Raw genomic sequence first — 14,662 nt, 5'->3', positions numbered from 1 at the left:
ACGACACCATGCGCCCGCAGCCGCTCGCCGCTTGTCTCGCTCTGGCCGTCCTCCTGCCCTTTGGGGCCGCCGCACAGCCCGCTCCTGCTCCTGCCACACCTGCCCCGGCCCCGGCTCCCGCCGCTGCCCCGGCGCCTGCCGCCCCCACCGGCAACTTCGACAATGGCCGTGTCCTGGCCTACACCTGCCAGGGGTGCCATGGCATCACCGGCTACAAGAACGCCTACCCCAGTTACCGGGTGCCGAAGATCGGCGGCCAGACCCAGCAGTACCTGGCCCAGGCCCTGACCGAGTACCGCCAGGGCAAGCGCAGGCATCCGACGATGCAGGCGCAGTCGATGAGTTTCAGCGAACAGGAGATCGCCGATCTCTCTGTTTACCTGTCCACCGTCAAGTAAGGCCCGCCCATGTCGAAAGCCGCGCATCCGATGCGTCACGCCATCGCCCTGTCCGTTGCCCTGCTGCTGGCCGCCTGTTCACAGTCGCAGGTGGAAAACAGCGAGAAATCCGCCGCCGACCCGGGCCATGCCAGCGGCGAACACGGTTCTTCATCCTCTGCCGGCCTGCCACCAGGCCGCGAGGCCGCCGGTGAAGCCCGCGCCAAGGTGAAGAGCAAGGCCACCAACCAGAGCTGCCTCGACTGCCACGGCGCCGACGGCAACGCGCCGATCGATGCGACCTACCCGAAGCTGGGTGGGCAGTACGGTGACTACCTGGCGCATGCGCTGCAGGCCTACCGTGCCGGTGACCGCCAGCATGCGCTGATGACGCCACAGGCGAAGGACCTGAGTGATCAGGACATCGCTGATCTGGCGGCGTATTTCGGCAGCCGGCCGAGCCAGCTGCGGGATCTGCACGGGGTTAAATGACCGCTCTGCGCGGATCATGACTTCTGCAATCTGAGGCGTTCATGGGCGTTACTTTTCTTTGCGCGCAAAGAAAAGTAACCAAAAGAAACGCTCCGCCGTCCGCGAGCCGATGCTGCGCACCGGTACCCTGCGCTCCTCGGCCCACCGAGGGACGGCGCGGGAACTCGCTGCGCTCAGACACCCGCGCCTCTTCGCCCTCGCCGGACCTGCGGTGCTCGGCTCGCTTCAAGGCGGAATCAGATCAAAAGCCACAGCCGCCCGCCGGGCGAGACGGCCGTGGCAGACGCTCAGCCTTCCAGCTCTTCCCAGCGAGCGTACGCGGCATCCAGCTCGGCCTGCACCTTGGCCAGCTGCTGGGTGTGCGCGGTTACTTCGGCACTGCTGCGGGTGTAGAACGACGGGTCGTTCATCGCAGAGGTCAGCCCTTCGACATCGCCTTCCAGCTTCTCGATGGTCTTCGGCAACTGCTCCAGTTCGCGCGCTTCCTTGTAGGCCAGCTTGCGCTTGGGCGCAGCCGGAGCAGCGGCCGTGGCGGCCGGTGCAGCGGCCGCCGGCTTGGCTGCCGGGGCCGCAGCAGGCGTCGCCAGACTGGCCGCATAGCGCTGCCAGTCGCTGTAACCACCGACGTACTCACCGATCACGCCATCGCCTTCCATCACCAGCGTGGAGGTCACCACGTTGTCGATGAAGTCACGGTCGTGGCTGACCAGCAGCAGCGTGCCGGTGTACTCGCCCAGCAGCTCTTCCAGCAGCTCCAGGGTTTCCACGTCCAGGTCGTTGGTCGGTTCGTCCATCACCAGCAGGTTGGACGGCTGCGCGAACAGCTTGGCCAGCAGCAGGCGGTTGCGCTCACCGCCAGACAGGCGGGTGATCGGCGCACGCGCGCGCTCCGGCGTGAACATGAAGTCCTGCAGGTAGGCATGCACATGCTTGCGCTTGCCGTTGAATTCGAGGAAATCACGGCCCTCGGCCACGTTCTCGATGGCGCTCCAGTCTTCGCGCAGCACCGCGCGGTACTGGTCGAAATAGGCGATCTGCAGATTGGTGCCGGGATTGACTTCACCCTTCTGCGGCTGCAATTCGCCCAGCAGCAGCTTCAGCAGCGTGGTCTTGCCGCTGCCGTTGGGACCGATCAGGCCGATGCGGTCGCCGCGCAGGATGGTGGTGCTGAAGTCACGGACCATGGTGCGCTCGCCGAAGGCGAACGAAATGTCCTTGACGTCGATGACCTTCTTGCCCGAGCTGACGCCCTGGGCCGCTTCCATCTTGACATTGCCACTGAGGTCGCGGCGCTGCGAGCGTTCGGTGCGCATCGCCTTCAGGCGGCGCACGCGGCCTTCATCGCGGGTACGCCGGGCCTTGATGCCCTGGCGGATCCAGACTTCTTCCTGCGCCAGCAGCTTGTCGAAGCGGGCGTTCTCCTGCGCCTGCGCGTTGAGGCGTTCCTCGCGGCGGCGCTCGTAGTTGGCCCAGTCGCCCGGCCAGCTGGTGACCTGGCCGCGGTCGATCTCGACGATGCGGGTGGCCAGTGCGCGCAGGAAGCGACGGTCATGGGTGACGAACACCACGCTGCCGCTCCAGCCCTTCAGGAACGCTTCGAGCCAGTCGATGGCCTCGATGTCCAGGTGGTTGGTCGGTTCGTCCAGCAGCAGCACGTCGGGGCTGGACACCAGCGCGCGGGCCAGCAGCACGCGGCGCTTCATGCCACCGGACAAGCGGCCGAACTCGGCCTCGCCGTCCAGGTCGAGCTTGGTCAGGGTTTCGCTGACGCGCTGGTCCAGGCCCCAGCCGTTGGCGGCGTCGATCTTGGCCTGCACGTTGCCGAGCGCTTCGCCATCGAATACTTCGGCATGGCTGAGGTGGTGGAATTCGGCCAGCCACTGGCCCAGTTCGCCGAGGCCGTCGGCCACAACATCGAACACCGAGCCGGCGGCGCCATGCGGCACTTCCTGCTCCAGGCGGGTGACGCGCACCCCCTGCTGCACGCGGACTTCGCCGTCATCGGGCTTGTGGTCGCCGGACAGCAGCTTGAGCAGGGTGGATTTGCCGGCGCCGTTGCGGCCGATCAGGGCGATGCGTTCGCCCGGCTCGATCGACAGTTCGGCCTTTTCCAGCAACAACGGGCCGCCGACGCTGAAGTCGACGTTCTGTAGGGTAATCAGAGGCATCCGGATATTGTACGGGTTGGGGGCGTCGGCCGGGTTGCACCCGGCACCCGCGGTAGTGCCGGCCGCTGGCCGGCAACCTCAACAGCAACGTCAAAAGCTGGTTTCCTGTGGGATGGCGGGGTGGGTCCGGTTGCGGGGGACGCTGCAAGTACGTCCATGTAAGCTCGGTCGCCGCATCCATGCGGCTCACGCCCCCGCAACCGGACCCATCCCGCCTTCGACAGATTTCTGCGATCTGTCGGAACGGCATTCTGCTCTGGTGGGTGGCGACCTTGGTCGACACGGTAGATCCACGCCATGCGTGGTTGAGCGCTGCAAGAACTGTCGATCGGTCGGGGTCGGATCCCGTTGCTGCGCAACGGGCTCTGACCCCTTCGTGGAATTCGCGCAGTGCAAGACGGATCCCTGCTACTGCACCTCCCCCAACAACGCCTGCAACCCCGGCAACCATTGCTTGCCGGGGTGGCGTACCAGCCACAGGGTGCGCTGCAGGGCGGGCAACGGGGTCTCAAGCACGCGCAGGCGGCCGAGGGCCAGCGGCTCTTCCAGCGCATGACGAGAAAGACAGGCCAGACCCAGTCCGGCGATGGCGGCCTGCTTGATCGCTTCGGTATTGCCCAGCTGCAGGGTCTGCGCGAAGCCGCGCAGGTGCGGCAACAAGGCCTGCTCCACCGCTTCGCGGGTGCCGGAGCCCGGTTCGCGCAGCAGCCAGCGTGCGCCGCGAAGTTCATCCAGCGACCAGCGTGCGGGGGCCTCGGCGGCCGCCACAATCACCAGCGGGTCCTGCTGCCAGGCCGTGACCTGCAGGCCGCGCTCGTGGCACGGGCCTTCGATCAGGCCGGCGTCCACGTCCAGTCGCTGCACGGCGGCGACCACGCCGGCACTGTTGTCGATGCGCAGGTCGACTTCCGCCTGCGGCGCCTGCCGCAGCAGTTCGGCAATGCGCGGCGGTAGCAGATAATTGCCGATGGTGGTGCTGGCGGCCAGCACCAACCGCAGCGGTGCGCCCTGCGACGGGTCGCCGCCGGCGGCCAGCTGCCGCTCCAGATCGGCGGCGTTGACCAGCAGGGTGCGCGCCGGCTCCAGCAGCGCGCGGCCATGTCCATTCAGGGCCAGGCGGCGGCCGATGCGGTCGAACAGCGGGGTACCGAAGTGCGCCTCCAGTTCCTGCAGCGCGGCACTGCTGGCCGACTGTGAAAGGGCGATGGCCTGGCCGGCGGCGGTGGTGCTGCCGTGATCGGCGATGGCGACGAAGACCTGAAGCTGGCGCAAGGTGAGGCGCATGGCTGTTACCCGCTTGATAGGTAGGTTTCACCAATATTATTCGTTTTACAGGTCGATCAAGCAGGCGCACGCTTGCCCCATCCCTCCAGCCCTGCCCCTGCCATGAACGCCCCCGCTCTCTCCTCCTGGTCCCTGCCCGCCCTGCGCCAACGCTGGCAGCCGCGCCTGCCCGGCCTTCTGCTGGTGGGCCTGATCGCGGCGGCGTCGCTGTACCTGGCCGAGCTTCCCTGGTTGCAGGCGCATGGCCTGAGTGCGCTGACTGTGGCCATCGTCGCCGGCATCGTGGTCGGCAATACGTTCTACCCGCGGCTGGCGCCGAGCAGCGCGGCCGGTGTTGGCTTCTCCAAGCACTGGCTGCTGCGTGCCGGCATCGTGCTGTACGGCCTGCGCCTGACCTTCCAGGACATCGGCCATGTCGGCGTCACCGGCGTGCTGATGGACGTGCTGGTGGTCGCCAGCACTTTCGGCCTGGCCTGCTGGCTGGGCATGCGCGTGTTCAAGATGGAACGCGAGGCGGCGATGCTGATCGGTGCCGGCAGCGCGATCTGCGGCGCGGCGGCGGTGATGGCCGCCGAACCGGTAGTGCGCGGCCGTGCGGCGCAGGTCACGGTGGCGGTGTCGACGGTGGTGGTGTTCGGCACGCTGGCGATGTTCCTGTATCCCGCCCTGTATGCGCTGGTGCAGTCGCACGGCTGGCTGGCGATGGACGCGCAGCAGTACGGCCTGTTCACCGGTGCGACGGTGCATGAAGTGGCACAGGTGGTGGCCGCTGGCCGCGCGGTCAACGAAGCGGCGGCCGATACCGCAGTGATCACCAAGATGGTGCGGGTGATGCTGCTGGCACCGTTCCTGGTGGCGCTGTCGCTGTGGCTGGCGCGTGGCGGCAAGGCCAGCGCCGATGGCAGTAAGGCGCGCATCGTGGTGCCGTGGTTCGCGTTCGGTTTCGTGGCGGTGGCCGGTTTCAACTCGCTGCATCTGCTGCCGGCCAGCCTGCAGGCGGGGCTGGTGCAGCTGGACACCGTGCTGCTGGCGATGGCGATGGCCGCGCTGGGCCTGACCACCCACGTCTCGGCGCTGCGCCAGGCAGGCCTGAAGCCGCTGCTGCTGGCGCTGATCCTGTTCGGCTGGCTGCTGTTCGGCGGGCTGGCGATCCACCAGGGTGTGCTGGCGGTGCTGGGCTGAGCAGGAGCGTGCCGACCAAGGTCGGCACCCACATGGATGAAGGCCCCAGGACGGGGCCGGCCGCGCGGACGGGTACAATGCACCATGACTGACTTCTCGACTCTGCCGCTGAGCCCGGCCCTGCAGCCCGGCCTGGACGCCCTCGGCTACACCACCCTCACCCCCGTGCAGGCGCAGAGCCTGCCGGCCATCCTGGATGGCCGCGATGTGATCGCACAGGCGCCGACCGGCAGCGGCAAGACCGCCGCCTTCGGCCTGGGCCTGCTGCAGTCCATCGACCCCAGCCTGATCCGTGTGCAGGCGCTGGTGCTGTGCCCGACCCGCGAACTGGCCGATCAGGTCGGCAAGCAGATCCGCAAGCTGGCCACCGGCATCCCCAACCTGAAGTTGCTGCTGCTGGTTGGCGGCGTACCGCTGGGACCGCAGTTGGCATCGCTGGAAGGCCACGATCCGCATGTGGTGGTCGGCACGCCCGGCCGCGTGCAGGAACTGGCACGCAAGCGTGCGCTGAACCTGGGCGCGGTGCGCATGCTGGTGCTGGATGAGGCCGACCGCATGCTCGACATGGGCTTCGAAGAGCCGATCCGCGAGATCGCCGGCCGCACCCACAGGGATCGCCAGAGCCTGCTGTTCTCGGCCACCTTCCCCGACAGCATCCGCGCCATGGCGCGTGACCTGCTGCGCGACGCGGTGGAAGTGACCGTGGAAGGCGCCGACCAGGCCCCAGCCATCCGCCACCTGTTCTGCGAGGTGGAACCGGCACATCGCCAGAAGGCACTGGCCGGCCTGCTGCTGAAGTACACGCCGGAATCGGCGGTGGTCTTCTGCAACACCCGCAAGGACGTGGACGAAGTGGCCAACTCACTGCAGCAGTTCGGCTTCTCCGCACTGGCCCTGCATGGCGACATGGAACAGCGCGATCGCGAGGAAGTGTTGTTGCTGCTGGCCAACCGCAGCTGCAACGTACTGGTGGCCAGCGATGTGGCCGCACGCGGCCTGGACGTGGAAGAGCTGGCGGCGGTGATCAACTACGAGCTGCCGACCGACGTGGAGAGCTATCAGCACCGCGTGGGCCGTACTGGCCGTGCCGGTGCCAGCGGCCTGGCGATCAGCCTGGTGGCCGGCCGCGAGAAGACCCGCGCCGAAGCCATCGAAGCGCAGATGGGTCAGCCGCTGGACTGGCAGAAGACGCCGCTGGCGACTTCGCGCCCGGCCGAGCTGCCGCAGGCCGCGATGCGCACGCTGCGGATCGACGGCGGCAAGACCGACAAGCTGCGCCCGGGCGACATTCTCGGTGCACTGACCGGCGACGCCGGCCTGTCGAGCAAGTTCATCGGCAAGATCGCGATCTTCCCAACCCGCTCCTATGTGGCGATCGCGCGAGAGCAGGCCAACAAGGCCGTGGCCAAGCTGGAAGCCGGCAAGATCAAGGGCCGACGTTTCCGCGTGCGGATGATGTGATTGAAGCAGCGTTGCCAACCTCGGTTGGCAACGACCTGACCTGGTAGGGGCCAACCTTGGTTGGCCCATCCGTGGCGCCAGTCGCGAAAGGCGCTGCCAACCAAGGTTGGCAACTACCGGCTCCAGGCCATTCGCTCTGGTAGATGCCAACCTTGGTTGGCACCCACCCTTCGATCAGAACACCAGTTCGGTGTGCAGCGGCAGGTCCGCTTCCCAGCGGGCGCGGCCGCCGAGACCGTCCAGTTCGACCAGCACGCCGGCACCGACCACGTCAACGCCCAGGCGGCGCACCAGCGACAGCGCGGCGACCAGCGTGCCACCAGTGGCCAGCACGTCATCGATGATCGCCACGCGGGCGCCGGCCGACAGCGCGTCGGCGTGCACTTCGATGCAGTCGCTGCGGTATTCCAGCGTGTATTCCTCGCGCAGCACCTGGCCCGGCAGCTTGCCCGGCTTGCGCACCGGCACGAAGCCGACGCCCAGTTCCAGCGCCATCGCGGCGCCGAGGATGAACCCACGCGATTCGATACCGATCACCGCGTCCAGCTTCTGGTCGCGCCAGCGGTCGGCCATCGCGGTGATGGCACCGCGGAAGTCCTCGCCGTGGGCGAGCAGCGGCATGATGTCCTTGAAGAGGATGCCGGGCTTGGGGAAGTCGGCGATGTCGCGCAGGCGGGAGGCCCACTGCGGAGCGACGATGGCGTCGGTCATGTCACGTTGGCTATCTGATGGCGGCATAGGGTACCTGTTCCGGGCGCCGCCTGCCTGTTGGGGGTATCGGCCGGGCTGCGCCCGGCACCTGCAGAGGCCAGATCAAACGCCAGAGCAAAAGCGGATTCCGTGGTCTGGCGGGGCGGTGTCGGAGTGCGGGGACGCCGCAAGTACGTCCCTGTAAGCTCGGTCGCCGCTTGCTCGTGTGCGCTGTCCTGCGCACATGGCAAGACCGGGGTTGGGCGTCCTCCCCAACCCGCCCGAGGCATGCCTCGGGCCCATGCGGCTCACGCCCCCGTAACCGGACCCACCCCGCCTTCGACAGATTTCTGCGATCTGTCGGGCATTGCTTTCTGTAGATCCACGCCATGCGTGGATGGATCTCTATCGAAATCGAATGTTTCGAGAATTGAACGAAGAGCATCCACGCATGGCGTGGATCTACCGTGTCGACCAAGGTCGACACCTACCAACAGCCGCCGGAATCTGTCAGAGGTGGGGCGGTGTCGGAGTGCGGGGTGTCAGCCGCATGGATGCGGCTGCCAAGCCTACAGGGACGTACTTGCGGCGTCCCCGCACTCCGACACCACCCCGCCAAACCACGGAAGCCAGCTCTTGCCTTGGCTTTTGATCTGGCCTCTGCGGGTGCAGGGCGCAGCCCTGCCGAAACCCACCCTCAGGAGCTGCAGGACAGCATCGAGCAGCCCGCGCGATTGTCGGCCCAGGCCGGGCGCTTGCCGGCGAAATGCTCCAGCCCGGCACGCTCGGTGTACGGATCACGCAGTACGTCCTGCAACGCATGAACACCACTGAGGTCGCCCTGTTCGGCGCGGTCGATGGCTTCCTGCGCCAACCAGTTGCGCAGCACGTACAGCGGATTGGCCGCGGCCATCTTCGCCGTGCGCTCAGTGGCCGACAGCGGATCGGCCTGCAACCGTGCCGCGTAGTCCTGCAGCCACTGCTGCAACGGCGCCTGCACCGCCTGCTGGCGCGCCTCGTCGTAGTACACCGCGTCCAGCAGCGCCGCATCCGGTGTCGCCGGATCGAGGCGCATCAGCGCGCGCCAGGCCAGGGTCATGTCCATGGCACCGTCCTGCATCAACTGCTGCCAGCGCAGGTAGAGCTGCAGGTCGTCATCGTCGGCCGCGGCCAGGCCCAGCTTGGCTGCGGCATCGCGACGGGTGCAGGCCACGAAGGTGGACTGGTAGGCCGCCAGACCGGCCTGCAGCGGCGCCACATCGGCGAACAACGGCGACAACGCCTGGGCCAATCGGCTCAGGTTCCAGTACGCCACCTGCGGCTGGGTACCGAAGCGATAACGGCGGCCCTGCGCGTCGGTGGTGTTCGGCGTCCAGTCCGGATCGAAATCCTCGACCCAGCCGTAAGGGCCGTAATCAAGTGTGAGGCCGAGCACGGACAGGTTGTCGGTGTTCATCACGCCATGCACGAAACCCACGCGCATCCAGTGCGCGATCATCTCGGCGGTGCGCACCGCGATCTGCGTGAACCAGTCGCCGTACAGCGTCTCGCCCTCCCCTTCCAGCTCGGGGAAATCACGGGCGATGCAGGCATCGACCAGCTGCTGCAGCAGGGCGGTTTCACCACGCGACGCAGGCAGCTCGAACGAACCAAAGCGCAGGAACGACGGCGATACCCGGCACACGATGGCACCCGGCTCGGCGCGCGGATGACCGTCGTAGAACATGTCACGCACCACGTCGTCGCCGGTACCGACCAGCGACAACGCGCGCGTGGTCGGCACCCCCAGATGGTGCATCGCTTCGCTGCACAGGAATTCGCGGATGGACGAGCGCAGCACTGCGCGCCCATCGGCGCCGCGCGAGTAAGGCGTGGGGCCGGCCCCCTTCAGCTGCAGCTCCCAGTGGCGGCCATCCGGCGCGACCAGTTCACCCAGCGAGATCGCACGGCCGTCGCCGAGCTGGCCGGCCCAATGGCCGAACTGATGGCCACCGTAGTTGGCCGCCCATGGCTGCATGCCTGCATACAGTGCGTTGCCACCGAATACACGGGCGAAGCCTTCGCTCTCGACCTCAGCGGTATCGAAGCCAAGCATTTCGGCGACGTCCGGTGCCCAGGCCAGCAGCGTGGGCGCCGTCACCGGGGTCGGCATCACTGGCGACCAGGCTGCGCCCAGCACTTCGCGCCGGCGCGGGCCGGATTCGGGGTCGCCCGGCAGGGTATGCAGCAGGCGGTTGTCGAAACGGGGGCTGTCGGTATCCATGGTGCTGAAGATGGGGACGACGGCCGCCCGCCTCAATTGCCGCTGAGCGCCTGCAGGTGGCCGCCGTGGGCCTCGGCACGCAGGTAGGCCGGGCGCTCACCGATACGCTTGAGGAAGCCACGCAGTGCCGGCTTGTCGTCGAGGCCACCACCGCGCGCGGCAGCGGCCTGGATCGGGAAGCTCATCTGGATGTCGGCCGCACTGAAGCGCTCGCCAGCAAACCACGGGCTTTCGGCCAGGCGGCGCTCCATCCAGTCCAGGTGCAGGCGCCGCTGCGGACCGATGAAGCCGCGCTCGGCCTTGTCGGCGATGCTGCGTGCGATCGGGCGCGCGAAGAACGGCATCGGTGCGCTGCGGATGCGACCCATCACCAGGGTCAGCAGCAGCGGCGGCATCGCCGAGCCTTCGGCGTAGTGCAGCCAGTAGCGGTAAGCGATGCGCTCGGCACCCTCGGCGGGCGTCGGCGACGGCGACAGCTGGCGCTGGGTGTCGTAGCGGTCGGCAAGGTAATCGAGGATGGCGCCGGATTCGGCCAGTACCAGCTCGCCATCCTGCAGCACCGGCGACTTGCCCAGCGGATGCACGTTGCGCAGTTCGGGCGGTGCCAGCAGCGTCTTCGGATCGCGGGGATAACGGCGCAGCTCGTAGTCCAGCCCCAGCTCCTCCAGCATCCACAGCACACGCAGGGAACGGGAGTTTTCCAGGTGGTGGACGATGCGCATGGGCGGTTCCGCGATGGGAGGATGCATCTGATCTTAGCCCGCCCGGCTGCATGCCTTTTGTAGAGTCGGGCTTGCTCGACTGCTTTCAAACGCGGTCGAGCAAACCCGACTCTACAAAACAGCGGGCAACAAAAAACGCCGGAAGCTTTCGCTTCCGGCGTTCTGGCTACCAAACGGTAGCAGACGGATTAGACCGCCTGCACCTGGTCAGCCTGCATACCCTTCTGACCCTGGACGGCGATGAAGGTAACCTTCTGGCCTTCCTGCAGGGTCTTGAAGCCGGTGCCCTGGATGGCACGGAAGTGCACAAACAGGTCCGGGCCGCTTTCCGGGGTGATGAAGCCGAAGCCCTTGGCGTCGTTGAACCACTTGACGGTGCCGGTCTGACGATCAGACATTTGACTAACTCCTGAAACACATGTTGAAAAAATCGCAGCCACCGGGTATCGGGGCCGAGACTGAGTTGCAGGCGTTGGTAAAGCGGATCGATGAGCGGATCGTGAGATCAACTGCACCAGGCCACGATTCACGGTGACCCTAGCAAACACAGTGGGACGAACGATACGCGTGTTTTCTGCAAAAAGCGATAGCCCGGACGTTCATCGGCTGGCCCCGCCCGCTAGACGTGACAAGGGCTGGCAGCCGATCAAGGCTAACCCCGAGTCCCCATTCAGGATTTTCCTACCCTACACTGGGTAAATGACTGAAGCTGAAACCCAAGCTGAACCCGCCCTCACCCGCATCTGGGTGGACGCGGACGCCTGCCCCACTGTCATCCGCGACATCCTGTTCCGGGCCGCTGAACGGGTCGGGATCGAACTGACCCTGGTTGCCAACCAGTGGATCCGCACCCCGCCGTCGCGTTGGTTGCGTTCGATCCAGGTGCCCCAGGGCCTGGACGTGGCCGACAGCGCCATCGTCGAACGGGTCGCTGCCGGAGACCTGGTCGTCACCCAGGACATCCCGCTGGCCGCGCTGGTGCTGGAGAAGAAGGCTGTGGCGCTGAACCCGCGCGGCCAGCTGTACACGCCGAACAACATGGCCGAGCGGCTGTCGATGCGCAATTTCATGGAAGAACTGCGCGGCGCCGGGGTGCAGACCGGCGGCCCGCCGCCGCTGGGCCCGCGCGACCGGCAGCTGTTCGCGGCCGAGCTGGACCGCTGGCTGGCGCGACGCCCGGTTCGCTGAACGGCCTTACCCGCTCTGGCCGGACCCGCTCTGGCCGGGCAGGCACAGGCGACGCTGACTGCTGAACCGCCTGGGCTCCCCACTCAATGGATCGTCGAAGGCCAGCCCCTGCGCCAGCAGCTGCAGGGGTGACTCGACCGTTTCATCCGGGCGCGGCCTCAGCTGCGGATACAGGTCATCGCCCTCGATGGGGGCGCCCAGCATCGCCATATGCACGCGCAGCTGGTGCTTGCGGCCGGTTTCCGGCCGCAACCGGTAGCGCCAGACCGGCCCCTCGGCCTCGATCAGCTCGATCCGGCTGCGGGCATTGGGCTCGCCCGGCACTTCGGCCATGCGGAAGAACGGCTCCCCCGGCACCAGACGACTGTCCCGCTGCAGCGGAAACTCCAGCCCCGGCAGCGCCGGTGCCAGCGCCTCGTAGGTCTTCCCGATGCGCCGCTCGCGGAACAGCCGCTGGTAGGCATCACGCGTGGCTGCCTGGGTGGAAAACAGCACCAGGCCGGCGGTCAGCCGGTCCAAGCGGTGCAGCGGCACCAGCTCGGTGTTGCCGGTGCGGGCGACCAGGCGCGACAGCAGGGTTTCCCGTACATACCCACCGGCCGGCGTCACCGGCAGGAAGTGCGGTTTGTCGGCCACCAGCAGGTGCGCATCCAGATGCAGGATGGTCTCGGCGAACGGAATCACCGGCTCGTCGGCCACCTCGCGGAAGTATTGGATTTCCAGCCCCACCTGCCAAGGCATGTCCGGCGCCAGTGCCCTGCCCTGCGCATCCTGCACACGGCCTCGGGCGAAGCGGTCCTGCCATTGCGCGCGACCGATGCGCGGGAAACGCGCGCACAGGCCATCGAGCAGGCTGGACCAGTGGCCGGGTGGCAGCTGCAGGCGGCTGGGCAAGGTCATGGCGTCCACTCCGGCCACGGGAAAGAGCGCAAGAGTGCCACCGTTGACGCTGCGCAGACAGACCGGCAACGGACACCCCTGGAGCAAACCTCTATCATTGTCGTCTTTAGTCCACGGACCCCCCATGGCCCTCACCGCCACCATCCGCAAGGCCGAACTGCAGATCAGCGACATGGATCGCGGCTACTACGCGACCCACAACCTGACCCTGGCCCAGCATCCGTCCGAGACCGACGATCGCCTGATGGTGCGCCTGCTCGCCTTCGCGCTGAACGCCGGCGACCGCCTGGAATTCGGCCGCGGCCTGAGCACCGATGACGAGCCCGATCTGTGGGAACACGACTACACCGGCGACATCCTGCAGTGGATCGACCTGGGCCATCCGGACGAATCGCGCATCCGCAAGGCCAGCAATCGCAGCCGCCAGGTGCAGGTGATCAACTACGGCGGCAACGCCTCGGAGATCTGGTGGGGCAAGCAGAGCAAGGGCCTGGCACGCTTCGACAATCTCTCGGTGGTTGATCTGGACGGTGAATTCGTCGAGCGCTGGGGCCAGCAGATCCAGCGCGCCATGCGCTGGAGCGTGCTGATCCAGGACGGTGAAGTGCAGCTGCTCAACGACCAGATCCAGCTCGACGTGATCCCGAACTGGCGCAAGCGCGCCAAGGCATGAGCACGATCCGTTGCGACGTAGTGGTCATCGGCGCCGGTGCGGCCGGGCTGATGACCGCGATCACGGCTGGCCAGCGCGGCCGCCAGGTGCAGGTGATCGACCATGCCAACAAGGTCGGCAAGAAGATCCTGATGTCCGGCGGTGGCCGCTGCAACTTCACCAACACCGGCACCACCCCGGCCAACTTCCTGTCGGCCAACCCGCACTTCTGCAAGTCGGCACTGGCGCGCTACACGCCCTGGCACTTCATCGAGCTGGTCAGCAAGCACGGCATCGCGTATCACGAAAAAGAGCTGGGCCAGTTGTTCTGCGATGTCTCGTCCAAGCAGATCGTGAAGATGCTGGTGGACGAATGCCAGGCGGCAGGCGTGCAGGTGCGTACCGACTGCAGCGTGCAGCGCATCGAGCATGGCAGCGATGGTTTCCGCGTGCACACCACGCAGGGCCTGTTCCATTGCGCCTCGCTGGTGGTGGCCACCGGCGGCCTCTCCATTCCCAGCATGGGCGCCACCGGCTTCGGCTATGAAGTGGCCCGACAGTTCGGCCACCAGGTGCTGCCGACCCGCGCCGGGCTGGTGCCGCTGACGCTCAGCGGCAAGCACCAGGAACGGCTGGCCGATCTCAGCGGCGTCGCTCTGCCCATCGAGGCGCGCTGCAACGGAAAGAGCTTCCAGAATTTCATGCTGCTGACCCATCGCGGCGTGAGTGGCCCGGCGATCCTGCAGATCTCCTCGTTCTGGCAACCCGGCGACGCGCTGGAGCTGGACCTGCTGCCCGGCCAGGATGCCGGCGAGTGGTTGCGCCAGATGAAGCGCGAACGTCCTGCCGCCGAGCTGCGCACGGTGCTGGGCGAGGTACTGCCGAAGCGGCTGGCACAGCGGTTGTGCGAACACTGGCTGCCCGACCGGCCCGTGCGCCAGCTGGACGAGCCGGTGCTGCGCCAGGCCGCACAGCTGCTGGGCGCGTTCCCGCTGGTGGCCAGTGGTACCGAGGGCTACCGCACCGCCGAGGTCACCCTGGGCGGCGTGGATACCGCCGAGGTCTCGTCCTCGACGATGGAATCCAAGCGCGTACCCGGCCTGCATTTCGTCGGCGAGGTGCTGGATGTGACCGGCTGGCTGGGCGGCTACAACTTCCAGTGGGCCTGGGCCAGCGGCCACGCAGCCGGTGGCGTGGTGTGAACCACATCGCCGTTCGATGCGTGCAAGGGGTGCGCGCATGGACGGTTCGCCGCGCATCGTGTATCTAGATTTGCAGATTGG

At 67.2% G+C, this 14,662-nt stretch carries 14 protein-coding genes; 7 read left to right on the top strand and 7 right to left on the bottom strand.

All coding sequences use genetic code 11. The annotated features are described in order from the left end of the window. Positions 1-8: 8 nt before the first annotated feature. Positions 9-398, top strand: coding sequence for a c-type cytochrome (locus tag MG068_RS08780; RefSeq protein ID WP_132809931.1), 390 nt, complete (start codon positions 9-11; stop codon positions 396-398). Between the two features lie 9 nt (positions 399-407). Continuing rightward, the gene (locus tag MG068_RS08775) at positions 408-869 is read left to right on the top strand and encodes a c-type cytochrome (RefSeq protein WP_049423686.1); all 462 of its coding nucleotides are present in this window, start codon (positions 408-410) and stop codon (positions 867-869) included. A 287-nt stretch (positions 870-1,156) separates the two neighbouring features. On the opposite strand, the gene MG068_RS08770 is transcribed toward MG068_RS08775, so the two are convergent. Together MG068_RS08770 and MG068_RS08765 are read right to left on the bottom strand one after the other, a co-directional pair. Further along, the gene (locus MG068_RS08770) at positions 1,157-3,037 is read right to left on the bottom strand and encodes an ATP-binding cassette domain-containing protein (RefSeq protein ID WP_132809930.1); all 1,881 of its coding nucleotides are present in this window, start codon (positions 3,035-3,037) and stop codon (positions 1,157-1,159) included. Between the two features lie 408 nt (positions 3,038-3,445). Beyond that, positions 3,446-4,321, bottom strand: coding sequence for a LysR family transcriptional regulator (locus MG068_RS08765; protein WP_049423688.1), 876 nt, complete (start codon positions 4,319-4,321; stop codon positions 3,446-3,448). A gap of 102 nt (positions 4,322-4,423) precedes the next feature. Between MG068_RS08765 and MG068_RS08760 the strand changes: the two genes are divergently transcribed. After that, complete coding sequence (locus MG068_RS08760) at positions 4,424-5,503, top strand: YeiH family protein (protein ID WP_132809929.1); 1,080 nt, start codon at positions 4,424-4,426, stop codon at positions 5,501-5,503. An 84-nt stretch (positions 5,504-5,587) separates the two neighbouring features. Continuing rightward, entirely contained in the window at positions 5,588-6,964 is a 1,377-nt protein-coding gene (dbpA, locus tag MG068_RS08755; protein ID WP_132809928.1) for an ATP-dependent RNA helicase DbpA, read from the top strand. A gap of 174 nt (positions 6,965-7,138) precedes the next feature. Here the strand turns inward: dbpA and MG068_RS08750 are convergent, their stop codons facing one another. The 4 genes from MG068_RS08750 to MG068_RS08735 form a co-directional block, all read right to left on the bottom strand. Continuing rightward, complete coding sequence (locus MG068_RS08750; protein WP_132809927.1) at positions 7,139-7,675, bottom strand: adenine phosphoribosyltransferase; 537 nt, start codon at positions 7,673-7,675, stop codon at positions 7,139-7,141. A gap of 676 nt (positions 7,676-8,351) precedes the next feature. Then, positions 8,352-9,917 (bottom strand): protein adenylyltransferase SelO, encoded by a 1,566-nt coding sequence (locus MG068_RS08745; protein WP_132809926.1) that lies wholly within the window; start codon positions 9,915-9,917, stop codon positions 8,352-8,354. Between the two features lie 32 nt (positions 9,918-9,949). Continuing rightward, positions 9,950-10,639, bottom strand: coding sequence for a glutathione S-transferase (locus MG068_RS08740; RefSeq protein ID WP_132809925.1), 690 nt, complete (start codon positions 10,637-10,639; stop codon positions 9,950-9,952). 188 nt (positions 10,640-10,827) lie between these two features. Next, a complete protein-coding gene (locus MG068_RS08735; protein ID WP_004153307.1) occupies positions 10,828-11,037 on the bottom strand; it encodes a cold-shock protein in 210 nt (69 codons plus the stop codon). A 301-nt stretch (positions 11,038-11,338) separates the two neighbouring features. Between MG068_RS08735 and MG068_RS08730 the strand changes: the two genes are divergently transcribed. Further along, positions 11,339-11,827: a YaiI/YqxD family protein gene (locus MG068_RS08730; RefSeq protein ID WP_132809924.1), complete on the top strand. Its 489-nt coding sequence runs from the start codon at positions 11,339-11,341 to the stop codon at positions 11,825-11,827. A 6-nt stretch (positions 11,828-11,833) separates the two neighbouring features. Here the strand turns inward: MG068_RS08730 and MG068_RS08725 are convergent, their stop codons facing one another. Continuing rightward, a complete protein-coding gene (locus tag MG068_RS08725) occupies positions 11,834-12,727 on the bottom strand; it encodes a pseudouridine synthase (protein WP_132809923.1) in 894 nt (297 codons plus the stop codon). Between the two features lie 124 nt (positions 12,728-12,851). On the opposite strand from MG068_RS08725, the gene MG068_RS08720 reads away from it, so the two are divergent. Beyond that, on the top strand, positions 12,852-13,400 hold the full coding sequence (locus tag MG068_RS08720) for a YaeQ family protein (protein ID WP_049400101.1): 549 nt from the start codon (positions 12,852-12,854) through the stop codon (positions 13,398-13,400). Further along, positions 13,397-14,581, top strand: a complete 1,185-nt coding sequence (locus MG068_RS08715) for a BaiN/RdsA family NAD(P)/FAD-dependent oxidoreductase (RefSeq protein ID WP_132809922.1) — start codon at positions 13,397-13,399, stop codon at positions 14,579-14,581. The genes MG068_RS08720 and MG068_RS08715 overlap by 4 nt, the downstream gene beginning before the upstream one ends. Positions 14,582-14,662: the final 81 nt, after the last annotated feature.

Source organism: Stenotrophomonas sp. ASS1, assembly GCF_004346925.1.
Lineage (GTDB): Bacteria > Pseudomonadota > Gammaproteobacteria > Xanthomonadales > Xanthomonadaceae > Stenotrophomonas > Stenotrophomonas maltophilia_A.
This window is presented reverse-complemented; position numbering and strand designations above follow the sequence as displayed.